Raw genomic sequence first — 18,349 nt, 5'->3', positions numbered from 1 at the left:
CCGGACTCCCGCAAATAGGAGTCCGGCCTCTCTTTCTGCAAAAAATACAAAGCTGTCCAACCATGAAAAAGTGAAATAATCAGACGCAGGTGCGATGCTTTTGTGAGTGTTTGCATGCGGCGTCATAACATGGTAAGATAGTACCGCAATGAAAAAACTGGCAGTCGGCGACGCCGGGAAAGGAGGGAAAACCTTGGCATGGTTTCCAATCATGATAGAGCTTGGGGGACGGCCCTGCCTTGTGGCGGGGGGAGGAACGACGGCACAGCGCAAAGCCCGCAGTCTGCTGGAGGCAGGAGCCCTTGTAAAGGTGGTTTCCCTCCGGTTTGTGGCCGGCTTTGACTCCCTTGACGTTCGGCGGGAAGCCCGGGCGGTCCGCCCGCAGGATGTACAGGGCATGGCCCTGGTGGTGGACGCGACCGGTGACCCGGAGACGGCCCGGCAGCTGCGGGCGGCCTGCCGCAGTGCGGGCATTCCCTTCAACTGTGCCGCACATCCGGAGAAAGAGGATGCGGCGTTCCCGGCAATCTTGCGTCGGGGCTCCCTGGTGGCGGGTATCTCCACATCCGGGGCAAGCCCGGCGGCGGCAGCCTGGGTGCGGGACCGCCTGGATGATGCCATCCCGGATACTTTTGAGGAGATCCTCACCCAGATGGAAAACCTGAGGCAACGGGCAAAGCAGCGGTTCCCGGAACAGCGGCAGCGGGCAGCTTTTCTGCATGCCTGCCTGGATGCAGCTTTGGAGAAGGGGGCACCCCTCACCGCCGCTGAAACGGATGAGATGGAAAGGACCGTGCGATGATGCAGACAACACAGGGCAGGGTATTTCTGGTGGGAGCGGGCTGCGGCCCGGCAGACCTGATTACTTTGCGGGGCATGCGGATATTGGCTTCGGCGGACGCGGTGGTATATGATGCCCTGATGGACCCGGACCTCCTGCAGATGGCCCGCCCCGACGCGGAAAAAATCTCTGCGGGCAAGCGCAGCGGACATCACAGTATGCCGCAGTCGGAAATCAATGAGCTTCTCATCGCTCTTGCGCAGCAGGGCAAAACGGTCTGCCGGCTCAAGGGCGGGGACCCCTTTGTTTTCGGCCGGGGCGGAGAGGAGGCGGAAGCCCTCCGCGCGGCTGGGATCGCCTGTGAGGAGGTGCCCGGCGTCACTTCGGCGGTGGCCGTTCCGGCGGCAGCCGGCATTCCGGTGACCCACCGGGGGCTCAGCCGCAGCTTTCATGTCATTACGGCCCACACGGCGGGCACGGCCGACGGTCTGCCGGAACACCTGGAACAGCTGGCGGGTCTGGAGGGTACTCTGGTGTTTCTCATGGGCCTGAAAAACCTGCCCCGTCTGGCGGAACGCCTGGTCCAGGCCGGCATGCCGCCCCGGACCCCGGCGGCAGTCTGCGGCACACAGACCGTGCGCGGTACCCTTGCGGATATTGCCGGGCGCGCCGCATCGGTCACTCCACCCGCAGTGATCGTCATCGGAGGCAGCGCCGGAATGGATCTGTGGCAGGGCGGGGGAACGCTGTCCGGTGTGACGGTGGGACTCACGGGTACAGCGGAGTTCCGTACCCGTACCCGTCAGGCCTTTGCCGCCTGCGGGGCTCGCACAGTGGATATGCAGCGTAGCATTCTGGAACCCTGCTGCACACCGGAACAGCTGTCCGGTGCCCTTGCCACCATGCCGGACTGGATTGCCTTCACCAGCCCCAACGGGGTTGAGGTTTTCTTTGCCCTGCTTCGGCAGGCGAAAATCGATCTGCGGCGTTTGGCCGGCGTTCGGTTCGCGGCGGTGGGCCCCCGTACTGCACAGGTCTTGAACGACTGCGGATTTGCTGCCGACCTGATGCCGGAGCACCACCACACTGCCGCCCTTGGGACCCTGCTTGCCCAAAGCTGCCGGGGGGCCGATGTCCTGCTTGCCTCGGCAGAGCAGTGCAGTCCGGCGCCCCGCCTTGCGCTGGAGGAGGCAGGCATTGCCTGCCGCACGCTGGCGCTCTACCGCACCGGGACCCTCCCGCCGGAACCGATGACGGCGGACTACCTTGTCTTTGGCAGCGCAGGCGGCGTGAAGGCTTATTTCTCGGCAGGGGGAAAGGCCCCCGCAAAGGCTGCTGTCTGCATCGGTCCCGTCACGGCGGCGGAGGCATCCCTTCATACCCGTGCACTGACCGCGGAGGATACCCTGGCATCGTCACTTGTGCAGGCCGTCCTCAAAGATTTGCCGCAAACCGTCTGAATCAAAAGGAGAACAACAGTGAAACTTCGCAACATCTGCCTTGCTCTGGCCCTTGCGGCCGCCCTGACAGCCTGTGTGGCTCCCGCGGCCTCCACCCCTCCTGCGGCAACCACCGAAACCGCCTCCGCGGAAACCGGAAACACCGCCATGGACAGCGCACAAATGCTGACCTTTGAGGATGACCTGGGCCGGACGGTCACGGCACCCTGCCAGCCCCGGCGGGTGGCGGCACTCATTGGCAGCTTTGCCCATGTGTGGACGCTGGCGGGGGGCGATCTCGTGGCCACGGCAAACGACGCCTGGACGCAGTTTGATCTGAACCTCTCAGAGGATGTGGTCAATCTGGGTGCCACCACCGAGCTCAGCCTGGAAAAGCTCTTTGCGGTGGAGCCGGACTTTGTCATTGCCAGCACCAACACCCAGCTGGATCTGGACTGGATGGAAACGCTGGAGTCGGCGGAGATCCCCACGGCCTATTTCGATGTCAACACCTTTGAGGACTATCTGCACATGCTTGAAGTCTGTTCCAATCTGACGGGGCGGCAGGATCTGTACCAGCAGAACGGGCTGGATGTCCAGTCGCAGATCGATGCGGCGGTGGCCCGGGCGGATGGCAGTGCACCCACGGTGGTCTACCTGCGGGCCACGGCGGTCAGCGTCAAGGTCAAGGGCAGCGAGGGCAATGTGCTGGGAGAGATGCTCAGCGACCTGGGCTGCGTCAACATTGCGGATCAGGACGGCAGCCTGCTGGAGGAGCTCAGTCTCGAGCGCATCGTGCAGGCGGACCCGGACTATATCTTTGTGGTGGAGCAGGGCAGCGACGCCGAGGCCATCCGGGAAAACCTGAATGCCCTTTTGCTGGACAACCCTGCCTGGAGCGGCCTGACCGCCGTCCAGGAGGGCCGCCTCTATTATATGGACCAGAAACTCTATAACCTCAAACCCAATGATCGCTGGGGAGAAGCCTATGAAAACCTCGCCGATATCCTCTACCCGGCATGATAGCCGGACCTTTGCCCTGGCAGGGCTCATCTGCCTTGCGGCGGCACTGCTCAGCATCTGCCTGGGAGCTGCGGGCCTGACTCTGCCCGAGCTGTGGCAGGCCATTGTCTCCGGGCCGGGAGCCGGGGCGGCGTCGCGCATTCTGTGGTATGTGCGGCTGCCCCGCACGGCGGCCTGCCTGCTGGCGGGGGCGGGCCTTGCCGTTTCGGGCGCCATCATCCAGGCGGTACTGGCCAATCCGCTGGCTTCCCCCAGCATCATCGGCGTCAATGCGGGAGCTGGACTGGCCGTGTCCATCTGCTGTGCCGCAGGCGGTGCGGCGGCAGGCTGGGCGGTGGCGGGCATGGCCTTTGGCGGCGGCATGGCCGCGGTCATGATCGTTGTGCTGGTGGCGCGGCGGACGGGAGCCTCCCGCATGACGGTGGTTCTGGGGGGCGTGGCAGTCAGCACCTTTCTCAATGCCGCTACCGAGGCCATCGCCACCCTCTTTCCCGACGCCGCCCTGGGCAGCGCCGACTTCCGGGTGGGGGGCTTCTCCTCAGTATCCCTCAATCGGCTTTTGCCGGCAGCCATTTTGATTCTTGCTGCTCTGGCGGTATCCTTTACCCTCTGCAATGAGCTGGACGTTCTGGCCTTGGGGGAAGACACCGCCCGGGGCCTTGGCATGCGGGTATCCGCCACCCGGACGCTGCTGCTGGCCATCGCGGCGCTGCTGGCGGGGGCAACGGTGAGCTTTGCCGGGGTGCTGGGCTTTGTGGGACTGATCGTGCCGCACATCGCCCGCAAATTTGTGGGCAGCGAAAGCCGCAGCCTGCTGCCCATGTGTGCGCTGTGCGGAGCGGGTCTTGTCACCATGTGCGACCTGGCTGCCCGGCTGCTCTTTGCACCCTATGAGCTGCCGGTGGGCATCTTGTTGTCCTTTATCGGCGGACCTTTCTTTATTTTGCTGCTGGCCAGGAGAGGAGGGGGCCGTCATGCTTGAAGCACGGGATCTCTGTGCAGGCTACGGCGGTGCCGAGGTACTGCACCGCGTTACGGCGAAATTTACCCCCGGCCGGGTGACCGGCATCATCGGGCCCAACGGCTGCGGCAAGAGCACGCTGCTCAAGACGCTGGCCGGGCTGCACCACCCCACGGAGGGGCAGGTACTGCTGGACGGCATCTCGGTGCCCGACCTGCCGCCTCATCTCTCGGCGCAGAAGATCGCCTATCTGCCCCAGAGCCGCAATGTGCCGAAGATCACCGCCCTGCGGATGGTCCTCCACGGCCGGTTTGCCTATCTGTCCTATCCGCGGCGGTACCGTACCCGGGACTATGAGGCGGCACGCCGGGCGCTGGACTGGATCGGGGCAGGGGAGCTGGCGGAGAAAAACGTGTCGGCCCTCTCGGGCGGCCAGCGCCAGAAAGTTTACATTGCCATGGCTCTGGCCCAGGATACCGAAACGGTCCTCATGGATGAGCCCACCACCTATCTGGACATCCGCAACCAGATGGAGGTCATGGAGCTGGCGCGGCGTCTGGCTGAGCTGGGCAAGGCGGTGGTTATGGTGGTGCACGATCTGGGAGCGGTGCTGCGCAACGCCGACGATGTGCTGCTTATGCATCAGGGCAGGGTCATGGCAGCCGGCACGCCGGAGAAAGTCTATGCTTCCGGAAAACTGGAAGCGGCCTTCGGGGTTGCCGTGCATGCGGTGGACACGCCGGAAGGCAGGCAATATTACTGTACCCCGTTGTGACGCCGGAGGCACCGGCAAACCAACCAGCTGAGACGACCAACGTCCCGGGCGGCAGATGCCGCCCGGGACGTTTTGATGAAAATGGCTGTTTGAATATACATCAATAGCATTCCGCCGGACCGCACCGTGAAAACTTATTTTATACTGCTTTTTTGACCCCGAAACTTAATTTTCTGAGCATTGCCCATTCTTTCCGGGCGAAAAACTTATTTTTAAACTTGAAAAAATGGCGAAAATGCTTGTAACTTTTTGTCTTTTCGTTTATACTTTAATGTATGTCTGTTGCTGCGCATTTTTTTAGAGGGGAACGCGCAGGCGGCATATGATAAGTGTACGCAACACGGAAAGAATAGGGGGATGCATGATGTCTGAATATCGCAACATGACAAAAGAGCAGCTTCTGGCCGAAAAGGCCAACCTGGAGAAGTCCTACGCCGATTTCAAGGCTATGGGCCTCAAGCTGAACATGGCCCGGGGCAAGCCCGGCCCTCACCAGATGGATCTGGCCATGGATCTGCTCAAGATGGAGGACTACACTGCCAGCGACGGCACCGATGCCCGCAACTACGGCAATCTGGAAGGCCTTGAGGAGGCCCGTGCTCTGTTTGCCGACGTGATGGGCGTTCAGCCTCAGAATGTTTTTGTGGGCGGCAACTCCAGCCTGCAGCTGATGTACTTCCTGGTCAGCATCGGATATACCTTCGGCTTCCAGGATTCTCCCTGTCCGTGGTCCCAGGTGGAGAAGCCCAAGTTCCTCTGCCCGGTGCCCGGTTATGACCGTCACTTCCGCATCACCCAGGAATTCGGCATTGAGATGATCAACATCCCCATGTCTCCGGAAGGCCCCGACATGGATATGATCGAGAAGCTGGTTGCCGAGGATGCCTCCATCAAGGGCATCTGGTGCGTGCCCCAGTACTCCAACCCCGACGGCTACACCTACAGCGATGAGACGGTCCGCCGCTTTGCTTCCATGAAGACCGCGGCCCCCGACTTCAAGATTTTCTGGGATGAGGCATACATTGTCCATCACCTCACCGACGAGATCATCGAGACTCCCGTTCTGCTGGAGGAGAGCCGCAAGTACGGCAATGAGGACCGCGTCTTCATGTTCACCTCCACCAGCAAGATCACTTTCCCGGGCGCCGGTGTCTCCGCCCTGGCCTGCAGCGACAACTCCATGAAATACGTCTGCAAGCGTTTTGAGGTCATGATCATCAGCTACGACAAGATGAACCAGCTGCGTCATGTCCGCTTCCTCAAGAACAAGCAGGGCGTTCTGGCCCATATGCAGAAGCATCGCCGCCGTCTGGCTCCCTGCTTTGACGCAGTCAAGACTACCTTTGCCCAGGAGCTGACGCCCTGCGGCGATATCGCCCACTGGACCAACCCCAAGGGCGGCTACTTCATCAGCCTGTACGTCATGCCCGGCTGTGCCAAGCGTGTGGCCCAGCTGTGCAAGGATGCCGGTCTGGTCCTGACGGGCGCGGGCGCTGCCTTCCCTTACGGCCGCGATCCGGAGGATTCCCATCTGCGCATTGCACCGACTTATCCCAGCCTGGATGAAGTCGAAAAAGCGTCTGTTCTGCTTACCGTCTGCGTGCGGCTTGCCGTTGTGGAAAAGCTGCTGGAGCAGGCTGAGTAAGCTGGAAATAGAAGTCTTGCCCGCGTGGGCGAAATTTGGAGGTACCTATGAGCAGAAAAGGAAAGTCATGGCACTTTATTGTCGTGGCGATTCTGATCGTCGTCTTTGCGTGGACGGCAATCGGCGGTGTCAGCTATCAGTATGGCGACATCAAGAACACCTATATCAAGGGTGCGTCGGACATTCGCTTCGGCATTGATATCCGGGGCGGTGTGGATGTGACCTTTGTCCCGGCAGGGGATGTTGACGCCACCGACGCCCAGATGCAGGCGGCGCAGACCGTTATCAACGACCGTCTGGTCGGCCTTGGCATCACCGACTATGAGAGCTATGTCGACGCCAACAAAGACCGTATTATCGTCCGCTTCCCCTGGAAGAGCGACGAGTCGGACTTTGATCCGCAGCAGGCTATTGACGAGATCGGCACCACCGCCGAGATGGTCTTCCGTGAAGGCAGCTCTGCCGACGGAGATGTCATCCTGACCGGCGACCAGGTCGAGTCCGCCTCTCCGGGATATGATTCGACCAACGGCTATGTGGTCCAGCTTTCCTTTACCAGCGATGGCGCATCGGCGTTTGCCGAGGCAACCACCCGCCTGTACCAGGAGGGCGGCACCATCAGCATCTGGCTGGATGATGAAAACATCAGCACCGCCACCGTCAACTCCGCCATTACCGACGGCAATGCCATCATTGAGGGCAATTTCACCGCCGAGGAAGTGGAGACTCTGGCCAACCAGATCAACTCCGGCGCGCTGCCCTTTGCTCTGGAGGCGGAGAGCTTCTCCACCATCAGCCCGACGCTGGGCGCCCGCAGCCTGGATGTTATGGTCATGGCCGGCATCATTGCCTTTGTGCTGGTCGCCGTCATGATGATCTTCCGGTATCGTCTGCCCGGTGCTCTGGCTGTGATTTCTCTGCTGGGCCAGGTCACCGCAACGCTGGCAGTCGTCTCCGGTTACTTCTCGGTCTTCTCCGGCTCCACGCTGACTCTGCCCGGCATTGCCGGTATCATTCTGGGCGTGGGCATGGGCGTTGACGCCAACGTCATCACCGCCGAGCGCATCCGTGAAGAGCTGGCCAAAGGCAAGACTCTGGACGGCGCCATCTCCAGCGGCTTCCGCATGGGCCTGACTCCTGTTATTGACGGCAACGTCACCATCGTCATTGTGGCGGCCATCCTGATGGGTGCCTTCGGTCCCACCGACGGCTTCTGGGCCAAGGTGTTCACCGCCATCTTCACCTGGTTCGGCGCATCCACCGCCGGCACCATCTACTCCTTCGGCTTCACTTTGCTGACCGGCGTGATCCTGAACTTCGTCTTTGGCGTGTGGGCGACCCGCGTCATGATTCGCGGTGCCTCCAAGATCAAGGCGCTGCGCAATCCCTGGCTGTACGGCGGCGAGAAAGACCCCGCCAAAGTCTGGAAGACCCCCAAGATCAATTTCGTCGGCAACCGCAAGAAGTATTATACTTTCTCCTGCATTGTGATCGCAGTGGTTCTGGTGTTCTCTGTGGTCTTCGGCGTCTCCATGGACATTGAGTTCAAGGGCGGCGCCATGGTCACCATGGGCTATCAGGGCGAGGCGGATGTCAACGCTGTCAAATCGGCGGCAGAGTCCACCCTGGGCGTTTCCAACACCACGGTCCAGACCGGCAACGACATTTCCGGCAACCAGACCATGACCCTGACCATGCCCGGCACCACCACCCTCACCACCGAGGATGTGGACTCGCTGCTGAATACTCTGAACGAACAGTTCCCGGACAACGACTTTGTCCAGAATGAGATCAGCAACGTGGATGCCACCATCGGCAACGAATTCTTTGCCAAGAGCCTGGTCGCCGTGGCTGCGGCCTGTGTGCTTATCCTCATCTATATTGCCTTCCGCTTCCGCAAGATCGGCGGCTGGCCGGCGGGCAGCATGGCCATTGTGGCTCTGCTGCATGATATGTTTGTGGTGTACGGCGCCTTCGTCATCTTCCGCATTCCGCTCAACGGCAACTTTATTGCCGCCATGCTGACCATTCTGGGCTACTCCATCAACGATACCGTCGTTATTTACGACCGTATCCGCGAGAACACCGCCCTCTACGGCAAGAAGATGCCCCTGCCCGAACTGGTCAACCTGTCCATCAACCAGAGCTTCTCCCGCTCTCTGATGACTTCCATCACCACCTGCGTCGCCCTGGGCGTCGTCTGCGTGGTGGCCATGGTCTTCCAGCTGGAGAGCATCTTTACCTTTGCCATGCCGCTGATGTTCGGTATGGTCAGCGGCGTGTACAGCACCATGTGCATTGCCACCCAGCTCTGGGTTGACTGGAAGACCCGCGGCAAAAAGGCCGCCCGCCTGCCCAAAAAGGCTTCCTGACACATCCGACACCTAACGGGAGGGAACCCTGATGAAATGTCCGTATTGTGGTGAGATCGACTCCAAGGTCATTGACTCGCGTCCCACGGAAGACGGCGAAAAAATTCGCCGCCGCCGGGAATGCCTGAGCTGCAAAAAGCGCTTCACGACCTATGAGATCGTGGAGACCGTGCCGCTGATGGTCGTCAAGCGCGACCATTCGCGGGAAGTGTTTGACCGTCAGAAGCTGCTCAACGGCATGCTGCGCGCCTGTGAAAAGCGCCCGGTCAGCTACCAGCAGCTGGAAGCGGCGGTCAGCAACATTGAGCAGACACTGCTCAACTCCTACGACCGCGAGGTTTCGTCCATGTACATCGGTGACCTGGCCATGGACCAGCTCAAGCACATCGACGATGTGGCCTATGTGCGGTTCGCCTCGGTCTACCGCCAGTTCAGTGATGTCAACACGTTCATGGAAGAACTCAAGGATATGCTGGACAACCGCTCAAAAAACAGCGATAAATGATTCTTCCAGCTGTTCCAGCTGGGCAAAGGCACGGGCTGTCTCCACAGCCAGGTCTGCAGGGTTGTCCGGCAAAGCGTAATGCTCCAGTGTTGCCAGCGTCTCGTTGATTTTGTCCAGCAGGCTTCTGCGCACAAAGAGGCAGAGTACCAGACTGCGTCTGCGGTTGTTTTCCGCCGTGGTCCGGTAGGCTTCCGCGGCATCGGGGTACTGTCCGTCCATTGCCAGACGGTAAGCGACGTACAGTTCCTGCTCTGTTTGGCCAATGCAGCCCGATACTGCCCGTCCGGAACCGTATACGACGGCAAGCAGTACCGACAGCAGCAGCACGGCGTAAAGATTGCGTTTCATACGGCAAGACCCCTTCCCGCCATATTGCGTTGTGAAAGCATTATGGCAAGTACAATTATCCGGTTCAGTTTTGGCCGCCCTTCGGGGCGGCCTTTTTTGGTATCAGCACAGTTTCCTTTCCGTTGGACAGCAAAATCAGAACCTGTGGGGAGGCAATTCCCGCCTCGCTCAGCTGCTGCTCCAACCAGCTGTCGTCAAAGCCGAGGGCTTCCAGATTGTCCCGGTAGAGGTGCCGGTCGATGAGGATGGGCAGCATGGGGGGCGGCTCGTCTCCCTCCGGCTTTTTTGCCACGCTGAGGCTGCCGTTGGACTCAATGACGCCCCATATAACATCTCCCGGCGAAAATACCTGGGCCTCCCGCAGGGATTCCGCCAGATCGTTGGGAGTGATGCGCAGATGCCGCAGCGCTTCCTGATCCACAACGCCGTTGCGGATGACGGTGACGGGATTGCCGAAAAGCAGCCGGGCATAGCGGGGGCAGTACCATGCCAGGGTAGAATTGAAAATCTCCAGTGCGGTAATGAGCAGAATGGGGGTCAGGCTGGCAAAGAGGGGAAGCTCCGGCTCATCGATGCAGATGGAAGCTACATTGGATATGAGGAAAGTGGTCACCAGCTCGGATGGCTGCAGCTCGGCCAGCTGCCGCTTGCCCATCAGCCGCATGGCAGCAATGGCGACGATATAGATGACCAGTGTCCGTGTGATAGATGAAAGCATATTGCACCTCGCCGCTGATATTCGGCCCAATGTGTGGCAACACTAATGCATGAGGCCGTTTCCGGCCGCACAGGAGAGGGGCTGATGCATTTTGCCAAAGCAAAAACTGAGTGCGTCCCTGGGGCAGAACCTTGCGTATCTGCAGCAGATTTTTGGCGCATCGTCGGACTTTTATACCAAGAAGCTGACACTGGGGCAGATCCCCTGTGCCATTGCTCTGTTTACCGGCATTTCCTCACCGGAAAAACTGTGGGTCATGGCACTGGACGCGCTGGAACGCTGCCCGGTACCCGCCCGTGACGGCCGTCAGCTGCTGACCTATCTGCTGACGCGCAGTGTGATTCCTGCGGAGAGCACACCCATCCGGGTTAGGACCGACCTGGTGGAAAAGCTGTCTGCCGGTATGTCGGTGCTGCTCATCGACGGCTGCCCCGCCGCCATGGCAGTCTCCACCCAGGAGATGCCCCAGCGCTCGGTGGGACAGCCCAACGGGGAAGGGGACATCCGTGGTCCACAGGAGGCTTTTACGGAGCTTTTGCGCAACAATATTTCCCTTTTGCGGCGGCAGTTCCGCACAGATACCCTGGTGGCCGAGGTGAAAACCGCAAACACGCATGCCAAGACCGAGTACTGCCTCTGCTACGACCGCGAACTGGCTCCGCCGGAGATGATCGACACGCTCCGGCGCCGTCTGGAACAGATCCGGATTCCTGTTCTGCTGGACAGCGCCTACTTTGCATCCTTTCTCAAGCAGGACAAGCTGAATCTCTTCCCGGCTGCTGCCTATACCGAGCGCCCCGCTACCGCGTGTGCCCGCCTGTGTGAGGGCAAAGCGGTGATTCTGGTATCGGGCAGTCCCTATGCCATGGTGGTGCCCAGCTTTTTCAGCGAGCATTTTGAAAGTCTGGATGACTATTCCTCGGGAGCGGTATTTGCAGGGATGATCCGCGTTCTGAAATATATCGCCTTTCTGCTGTCGGTGTTCGGGCCGGGCTTGTATGTCATGGCGGTGGAATTTGCCCCCGAGACCATTCCCATCAAACTGCTGGCCAAGCTGGCACAGGCCGAAGCCTCCACGCCCCTGCCGCTCATGTTGGAGATGCTGGGGGTGACGCTGCTGCTGGAGATTGTGCGGGAGGCGGGGCTGCGGGCCCCAAAATCCATCGGCCACACCGTCAGCCTGGTGGGGGCACTGATCCTGGGGGAAACGGCGGTCTCTGCGGGAATCGTCAGCATCCCTGTTCTTACCATGGCGGCAGCAGCCACAGTGGCAACTTTAGCGGTGCCGTCGCTGTATGAACAGTCCATCCTGTTCCGCTTCATCGTTATTGTGCTGGCGGGAGCTTTCGGCTTGCCGGGACTTGCAGGCGGTGCGGTTATCATTCTGGCTATGGCCTGCGGCACCGAACCCTTTGGATACGACTACCTCTTTCCGCTGATGCCTCTCGGCCGGGCGGCATGGCAGGATGGTATCGTGCGGACGATCTGGAGCAAGCTGGCCGAGAAAGGATATGTGGTGGGCAAGGATGAAACGTGACAACCCGAGCCTGTACGGAGCGCTGCAGCTGGGTCTGTTCGTCAATGTGCTGCTGCGTGCCCAGACACTCTTCTGGACCAGAGAGGGACTTGCAACATTGTTGTCCGGCATTCTGGTAACGGCGGCAGCGGGACTTGTCTTTGCGCGGGTCTGGCCGCTGGTCCAGTGCCGGCTGCTGCGCTGGGCGTTTATAGCCCTTTTGCTGGCGGGCTCGGTGCTGGATATTTTGAGCCTGTGGCAGCTGTATGTGGCGGTGTATCCCGATGTGGTCAGCCTTTTCGGGATCTGCCTGACAGTGCTGATTCCCGTTGCCTATCTGCGCAGGGTATCTGCCATTGCACAGACGGCCAATGTGGTGCTGGGGCTGCTGCTGGCAGCCTGTGTGGTTCTGGTGCTTTCGGTGGCGGAACGGCTGCGGGTGGTCAATCTCCAGACGGTGGCGCTGGACGCCGCAGCCTGGCGCAGAGCGATGGGGGCACAGTGCACGCTGTATCCCGAGCTTCTGCTGCCAGCCCTCTGGCCGGACCACGAAAAGCGGGGCAGTCATACCGTCGTGCGCCTTGCCGTGTTTGGGGCTGTCTTCAACGTGGGGGTGCATCTGCTGCTGGAGCTGTTCTTCGGCGCGGCAATGCCCGATGCCGAGAATCCGCTGCACCAGGCGGCACGCTGCGGTGCCCTTTCGGTCTTTGACCGTCTGGAATGGCTCCAGCTGATCGTCTGGACCATGGCAGTCTCGGTCAAACTGGCCCTGCACCTGTATGCAGTGACCCGTCTGGCAGGAGGGCCCCGCACGGATGAAAACAGTCTGACAGCGATGCCGTTTTTTGCCGGCTATCTGGCTTTGATGCTGCTGCTGTGTGCGGTGGCAAAAAACTGGGATTTTGCTATGATGTCGGCAGTGCGCAACGCTGCTGCCTGGGGATTTACGGCGCTGGCTGCCGGGTTAGGAGGAATACGATGGCTTACTGGATTCGCTGCGCCAAAACGTGCCTGATGGCGGCAGCGGCCGCATTTCTGTTTGCAGGCTGTGCAGGGCGTCCGCTGGTTGAGCGCGAGATCGTGCGTGCAATTTTTTTTGCCAAGGAAGGCGGCAGCTCTCATGCCGTGCTGCTTCTCCAGGATCAGCAGAGCGAGGATTCCTCCGATTACAACGTTGCGTCCGGGAAAGGGGATACCCCCGCACAGGCACTTGCTGATGCCGAAGCAGGACTGGACGGCGTTATGTTCTATGGACTGACCGACTTGGTTGCGCTGCCTTTCCATTGCAGTTGGGAGGAACTGCAGGGGTTTGCGGCTCTCCTGTATGAAACAGCCCAGCCTTCCCCGGAAATCACGCTGTTCCTTCTTGACGACCGTACGGTCAGCCGCCTTCAGGAGACGGCGGGACAACTCTACGATGAAATGCAGGCGGCCGAAAAAAAGTATCAACTCTGCTGCGGGCTGGAATCGGTACTGTGTCAGGGGGAAGAGGCGGAGCTGCCCTGCTGGCAGGGGGATGACTACGGGTTTGCAGTGCTTTGCAGGGGACAGCAGACGATTCGCTATGTGGAGCCGGTACGGGCCCAGCTGGCGGCGGTTTTGAGTGGACAGAGCCGTCAGCTGGAGTTTGTCTTTGCCGACGACAGCATCTCCTGCCGGACAAGCGCGTCGGTTCTGGTGCAGGCACAGAGCAGTCAGACGTGTGTGTTTCTCCGCCTTGAGGATACCAGCCTTACGGCGCTGACCGACCAGGTCCCCCGGGGAGAGGAACAGCTCCGGCAGCTTCTTGCCGAAGAACTGCAGAATGCCTTTTCTCAGATGTGTACCGATCTGAAGGCGATGGGAGCTGATCCGTTCCGCCTGTCTTTCTGGCAGACCTGCCTGCAGGGAAAGCCTGACGATGGCCTGCCCGCCGTCCTCTCGGTGGAATTTGCGTAAAAGGACCTGTGCAGACAAAAACCCCGCCCGCTTCCAGTGTGGAAGGGACGGGGTTTTCCTATGCTTGGATATACCCTTAACGAAGGGCAGAATTGTCAGGAGTCGGTTTTGAGCGAGGTCGGCCGGTTCAGATAGATGACCTTGGTGTCTGTGAGGAAGGTCTGGAAGTTGTAGAGGACCAGAATCTGATCGTAGCCCTCCTGCTCAATGATGGAGTCAGGACCAAAAGCGTAGTTTCGGAAATCGATAACGCCGATTTTGGCATAATTGGCGGTCAGATAGGGGACAAAGCTGTTGGCGTAACTGTCCTTGATGACCAGGATCGAACCCTCGCCGTCGCCCTCAATCACGGAATATCCGTTGTTGCCCCCCAGGAAAGCTGCGTATTTGTCGCGGGTCTCAAACTTTTCGGTGTCTACCATGGAGGCGGTTTCGGCAGTGCTGAAATCGGCCTCGCCGTTGACCTGGTAGACGGTCATGGGGTTGTCCAGCGGATAGTAGGTGATGGTGTCCGGCTCCACATTCCAGAACCGGGTGGAAGAATAATGGGTGCCGTAAAAATCCGGAACCTCCACGGCCTCATGGGCGGAGAGGTCGAAAGGTGCCAGTCCCTTTAATGTGCAGAACTGCTCGTAAGCCAGATAGGCGCCGTGGGTGGTCCAGTGATGGTCGGTGCGGTAGTAGGGGTAATCTTCCTTGGCGGCGGTGTAGACAGGGCGCAGATCAATGACCGAGGCAGAGGGAGAAACCTGAGAAAAGATATCGTCCAGCATAGCGTCTTCGTCCACCATGGGAGCGGCGAAGGGAAGCTCCTCGGGGTAGATCACGCTGGCCGACGGCGCCAGCAGAAAAGTCACACGGCCGGGATAGCGGGCTCCGAACTCGGCCACAGCCTTGATGTTTTTGTCCAGCTGCTTGGTGTCGGGGGTGCCGAAATTCTTGGTGAACATCCAGTGATCCTTGCCCAGCAGAATGCCGTTTTGCTCTACTTTTTGCAGGCAGAGAGCGTTGAAATCGCTCTGCAGGTCGATCCAGCCGTCACGGAAGGCCACCTGATCCTGCACGTAGGAGGAGAAATCTTCAAACCAGTCGCCGCTGGTCAGGGTTTTCCAGCTGATGGAAGGCATCTGGGCAAGTTTGCGGTTCTCCAGCTCGGACAGGGTCCGCTTGGGCCAGAACAGGTTCAGTACGGCAAATCCGAACAGCAGGACAAAAAACAGGATCAGGGAGGCATATCCGGCGATGCCGCGGGCTTTGCCGCTGTGTGCGGCGTGGTAAGTTTGTTTCATCGCAAGGCACCTCCTGTCAGAATTGTGCATACAGCGGTGTGTTGTTGGTGGCGGCAATGATGAAAGCTGTTGAGAGGATCATCACCGCGGCCAGAATAACCAGCCGTGCGGGGGTATGACGTTTGGCCCTCTGCCAGATTTTGCCCGGCAGTGCGGTGGAGCAGAAAACGGCCAGAATCAGCAGCACGCCGTAGTTGCGCAGATAATACAGCGCCGAGACACCACCCTGGGGGAGGAACAGCCGGCTCATCAGCAAAGGCAGCGGCGCGCCCTCCACATCGGCGGTAAAGATGCCCCAGCCCAGCACCACAAAGAACAGGGTATAGATATGGGGCCAGATGCGGCCTTTCTTGAGATACTTGAGCAGGAAGGTTTTTTCAATGGTCAGCAGGATGAAATAGTAGACGCCCCAGCAGATAAAGTTCCAGTTGGCGCCGTGCCAGATGCCGGTCAGCGCCCAGACCACAAGCATGTTCAGAATCTGCCGCGGCAGTCCAAGACGGTTGCCGCCCAAAGGAATGTAAACGTAATCCCGGAACCAGGACGACAGCGAGATGTGCCAGCGCCGCCAGAATTCGGTGATGCTGGCGGAAATATAAGGCAGATCGAAGTTGGCGGGGCAGTCAAAGCCCATCATTTTGCTCAGGCCGTTGCTGATCTCAGAGTATCCGGCAAAGTCAAAGTACAGCTGCAAGGAATAGGCCAGAATTCCCAGCCAGGCCAGCGGTGTGGAGGCGTTGGCCAGACCGATCTCAGGGGAGAGGATGTCGGTCCAAAGGGCTCCGATGGAATCGGCCAGGATGACCTTTTTTGCCATGCCGAAAACAAACATCTCGGCGCCTTCCTGAATCTGGGAAAGATTGCAGCGGCCCTTGTAGGTATGCAGGGCGGGGGCCAGGTCACGATACTTGACAATGGGGCCGATGAGCAGCTGGGGGTACATCACAACGTAGGCGGCAAAGGTGACGGGATTGCGCTCGGCGCGGATCTTGCCGGAGTAGATGTCGGCCACATAGCTGATGAGCTTGAAGGTATAGTAGCTGATGCCCATGGGCAGCACATCCAGGAAGGACAGCTGGCTCAGATTGCCGGAGGTGATCTGGTTGATGATTTCGATAAGAAAGTTGGTGTATTTGAAGAAGATCAAAGACCCCAGCGTGATGAGGATGGGCAGGATCAGCGCGATGACGCGAAGCTTGCTCCGGTTGTCCCAGTAATCAATGAGCAGGCCGAACAGGTAGTTGACGGCCACCAAAAGTACGATCAGCGGCAGGAACCGTGTCCCGGCAGAGCAGAAAAAGATCAGGCTCTCGATCAGCAGCACCGCATTTTTCAGGCGTCCGGGCACTACATAGTACAGCAGCAGCGCCACCGGCAAAAAGGAAAACAAAAACACGACGCTGTTAAAAACCACACAAAGCCCCCCTTAAGTCGGAAGTGGATTCTGGTCTGGGCACCATAAACCGCAGCAGATGCCCGAAATCAGCTGGATGAATCGAAAGGCCGTTACCCGGCAAAGAGGGTAGCGGCCAGTGAGAACCGACAGACATTCCGCCTGCCGGCTGAATTATAACGATAGAAAATTGCAGTCAAGCCGCTCAGGACAGCGCGCTCTCGATGGCGGCGTCGATGTCTGCGTAGTCGGGACCGTCGATGCTGGAAATCACCATCACAACAATGTTGTCCTTGGAAACAATACGGGCATCCTCCGCCTTGGCGACCTTGTCGGCAAACTCAACATAGAGGCTGCTGGTCATGCTCTGGCGGTAAGCTTCCAGTTCCTCCAGAACGGTGTCCATGGTGCCGTCCTTGACCTGGGCAACAAAAACGAGGCCGCAGTCAGACTGGGTGTTGGTAACGTCGCCCTGGAAGGCTACCAGATTGTCGGGGGTCATGTTCATGTTGAACTCCACGTCGTCGCTGGTGATGGCGCGGGGATTGTTGATGGGGTTGACCTCCTCCAGTGCAGAGACAATGGAAGCCAGCTTCTCGGTATCGGCCTCTTCGGATGCGGCATCGCCGGAATCGGAAGAAGTCTCAGCGGAGGAAGAGTCCTGCTCCGCGGAAGAGGAGTCCTCCGCTGCCTGAGAGGTGCTGGTAGAGGAATCCTGCGCGGCGGACGAGGATTCGTCCTTGGAGCAGGCGGCGAACATTGCGGCGCACAGAGACAGGGCGCACAGCATGCAAATCAGTTTTTTCATATGGGATTTACCTCCGAATTATATTTGCGTGTTATGTGACAGAAATTCGTCCCGCCTTCTGCTCCAGTCAGGGCAGAAAAGGGGCGGATGTCGGGAAGTACCTTATACAAGGATTACTATATAAGATACACTATTTTACCCCTTTTTTCAAGTCCCGCCAAATGTAAAATCGTCGCAGGAAAACCGCGTCCATGCGCAAAATCGACCTGCCTTGACAAGCTTGTCCCATAAGATTTAGAATGCAGGGGAAGAAGAAAGGAGGGATGCCGATGCGCAGCAACAAAAGCCGCCGCATTGCCTGGATGGGGCTGCTGTTCGCACTGGCCATTGTGCTGTCCTTTGTGGAATCGCTGATCACGCCTTTGCTGGGGCTGATGCCGGCTGTCAAGCTGGGGCTTTCCAACGTGGTCATTATGTACGCACTGCTGTTTTTGCCCAGACGGTATGCGGCCGCTCTGGTGGTGCTCAAGGCATTGTTTGCTTTCCTGACACGGGGGGCAACGGCAGGCTTTCTGTCCCTGGCGGGAGGGCTTCTCTCTTTTGTGGTGCTGAGCCTGCTCCTTTGTCTGCCGGGTACCATAGGCGGATATGTATTTTCTGCCTGTGGTGCACTGGCGCATAATCTGGGCCAGCTGGCTGGGGCGGCGGTGATTCTTTCCAGCGGCGCAGCCCTGGCCTATGCACCCATACTTATGATAGCCGGTCTTATTGTTGGCGGAATCACATGGATGCTTCTGAAAGCACTTTTACCTTATTTTGAGCACATTTCGGCGGGAAATGCCACACAGGTAAATGCCGTGAAAAAATTAAGATAAAATCTTAAATTTTTTGCAAATGG

General features: G+C 59.2%; 17 protein-coding genes. 12 read left to right on the top strand and 5 right to left on the bottom strand.

Annotated elements, in window-relative coordinates:
• The first annotated feature begins 193 nt into the window (after nt 1-193).
• From INF35_RS02795 to nrdR, 8 genes are all read left to right on the top strand, one after another.
• Nucleotides 194-802, top strand: coding sequence for a precorrin-2 dehydrogenase/sirohydrochlorin ferrochelatase family protein (locus INF35_RS02795; RefSeq protein WP_193500012.1), 609 nt, complete (start codon nt 194-196; stop codon nt 800-802).
• Nucleotides 799-2,241, top strand: a complete 1,443-nt coding sequence (gene cobA / locus INF35_RS02790) for a uroporphyrinogen-III C-methyltransferase (protein WP_193500011.1) — start codon at nt 799-801, stop codon at nt 2,239-2,241. Before INF35_RS02795 ends, cobA begins: the two co-directional genes overlap by 4 nt.
• An 18-nt stretch (nt 2,242-2,259) precedes the next feature.
• Nucleotides 2,260-3,243, top strand: a complete 984-nt coding sequence (locus INF35_RS02785; RefSeq protein ID WP_328740310.1) for an ABC transporter substrate-binding protein — start codon at nt 2,260-2,262, stop codon at nt 3,241-3,243.
• The gene (locus INF35_RS02780; RefSeq protein ID WP_193500010.1) at nt 3,209-4,225 is read left to right on the top strand and encodes a FecCD family ABC transporter permease; all 1,017 of its coding nucleotides are present in this window, start codon (nt 3,209-3,211) and stop codon (nt 4,223-4,225) included. The genes INF35_RS02785 and INF35_RS02780 overlap by 35 nt, the downstream gene beginning before the upstream one ends.
• Nucleotides 4,218-4,979, top strand: coding sequence for an ABC transporter ATP-binding protein (locus tag INF35_RS02775; RefSeq protein WP_193500009.1), 762 nt, complete (start codon nt 4,218-4,220; stop codon nt 4,977-4,979). Before INF35_RS02780 ends, INF35_RS02775 begins: the two co-directional genes overlap by 8 nt.
• Before the next feature lie 364 nt (nt 4,980-5,343).
• Entirely contained in the window at nt 5,344-6,624 is a 1,281-nt protein-coding gene (locus INF35_RS02770; protein WP_193500008.1) for an aminotransferase class I/II-fold pyridoxal phosphate-dependent enzyme, read from the top strand.
• A 47-nt stretch (nt 6,625-6,671) separates the two neighbouring features.
• Complete coding sequence (secF, locus tag INF35_RS02765; protein WP_193500007.1) at nt 6,672-8,996, top strand: protein translocase subunit SecF; 2,325 nt, start codon at nt 6,672-6,674, stop codon at nt 8,994-8,996.
• A gap of 31 nt (nt 8,997-9,027) precedes the next feature.
• Complete coding sequence (gene nrdR / locus INF35_RS02760) at nt 9,028-9,501, top strand: transcriptional regulator NrdR (RefSeq protein ID WP_193500006.1); 474 nt, start codon at nt 9,028-9,030, stop codon at nt 9,499-9,501.
• Here the strand turns inward: nrdR and INF35_RS02755 are convergent.
• Both INF35_RS02755 and INF35_RS02750 read right to left on the bottom strand, forming a co-directional pair.
• Nucleotides 9,481-9,849, bottom strand: coding sequence for a DUF4363 family protein (locus INF35_RS02755; protein WP_193500005.1), 369 nt, complete (start codon nt 9,847-9,849; stop codon nt 9,481-9,483). The two genes, nrdR and INF35_RS02755, sit on opposite strands and share 21 nt — an antisense overlap.
• 64 nt (nt 9,850-9,913) lie before the next feature.
• Nucleotides 9,914-10,567 (bottom strand): DUF421 domain-containing protein, encoded by a 654-nt coding sequence (locus INF35_RS02750; protein WP_193500004.1) that lies wholly within the window; start codon nt 10,565-10,567, stop codon nt 9,914-9,916.
• Between the two features lie 91 nt (nt 10,568-10,658).
• Here INF35_RS02750 and INF35_RS02745 point away from each other — a divergent pair, with 91 nt between their 5' ends.
• The 3 genes from INF35_RS02745 to INF35_RS02735 are packed head-to-tail and all read left to right on the top strand — an operon-like array spanning nt 10,659 to nt 14,021.
• Nucleotides 10,659-12,104 (top strand): spore germination protein, encoded by a 1,446-nt coding sequence (locus tag INF35_RS02745; protein ID WP_193500003.1) that lies wholly within the window; start codon nt 10,659-10,661, stop codon nt 12,102-12,104.
• The gene (locus INF35_RS02740; protein WP_193500002.1) at nt 12,094-13,098 is read left to right on the top strand and encodes a hypothetical protein; all 1,005 of its coding nucleotides are present in this window, start codon (nt 12,094-12,096) and stop codon (nt 13,096-13,098) included. Before INF35_RS02745 ends, INF35_RS02740 begins: the two co-directional genes overlap by 11 nt.
• Nucleotides 13,062-14,021, top strand: a complete 960-nt coding sequence (locus INF35_RS02735; RefSeq protein WP_193500001.1) for a hypothetical protein — start codon at nt 13,062-13,064, stop codon at nt 14,019-14,021. The genes INF35_RS02740 and INF35_RS02735 overlap by 37 nt, the downstream gene beginning before the upstream one ends.
• 95 nt (nt 14,022-14,116) lie before the next feature.
• Here INF35_RS02735 and INF35_RS02730 read toward each other — a convergent pair whose 3' ends face one another.
• The 3 genes from INF35_RS02730 to INF35_RS02720 form a co-directional block, all read right to left on the bottom strand.
• Nucleotides 14,117-15,310, bottom strand: a complete 1,194-nt coding sequence (locus tag INF35_RS02730) for a DHHW family protein (RefSeq protein ID WP_193500000.1) — start codon at nt 15,308-15,310, stop codon at nt 14,117-14,119.
• 16 nt (nt 15,311-15,326) lie between these two features.
• Nucleotides 15,327-16,724 (bottom strand): MBOAT family O-acyltransferase, encoded by a 1,398-nt coding sequence (locus tag INF35_RS02725; RefSeq protein ID WP_193499999.1) that lies wholly within the window; start codon nt 16,722-16,724, stop codon nt 15,327-15,329.
• 184 nt (nt 16,725-16,908) lie between these two features.
• Nucleotides 16,909-17,511: a DUF4358 domain-containing protein gene (locus INF35_RS02720; protein WP_193499998.1), complete on the bottom strand. Its 603-nt coding sequence runs from the start codon at nt 17,509-17,511 to the stop codon at nt 16,909-16,911.
• 269 nt (nt 17,512-17,780) lie between these two features.
• Here INF35_RS02720 and INF35_RS02715 point away from each other — a divergent pair, with 269 nt between their 5' ends.
• A complete protein-coding gene (locus INF35_RS02715) occupies nt 17,781-18,326 on the top strand; it encodes a Gx transporter family protein (RefSeq protein ID WP_328740306.1) in 546 nt (181 codons plus the stop codon).
• Nucleotides 18,327-18,349: the final 23 nt, after the last annotated feature.

It is taken from the genome of Gemmiger gallinarum, from assembly GCF_014982805.1.
GTDB classification, from domain to species: domain Bacteria; phylum Bacillota; class Clostridia; order Oscillospirales; family Ruminococcaceae; genus Gemmiger; species Gemmiger gallinarum.
Note: the sequence above shows the minus strand (reverse complement) of the source record. Positions and strands in the feature narration are given on the sequence as shown.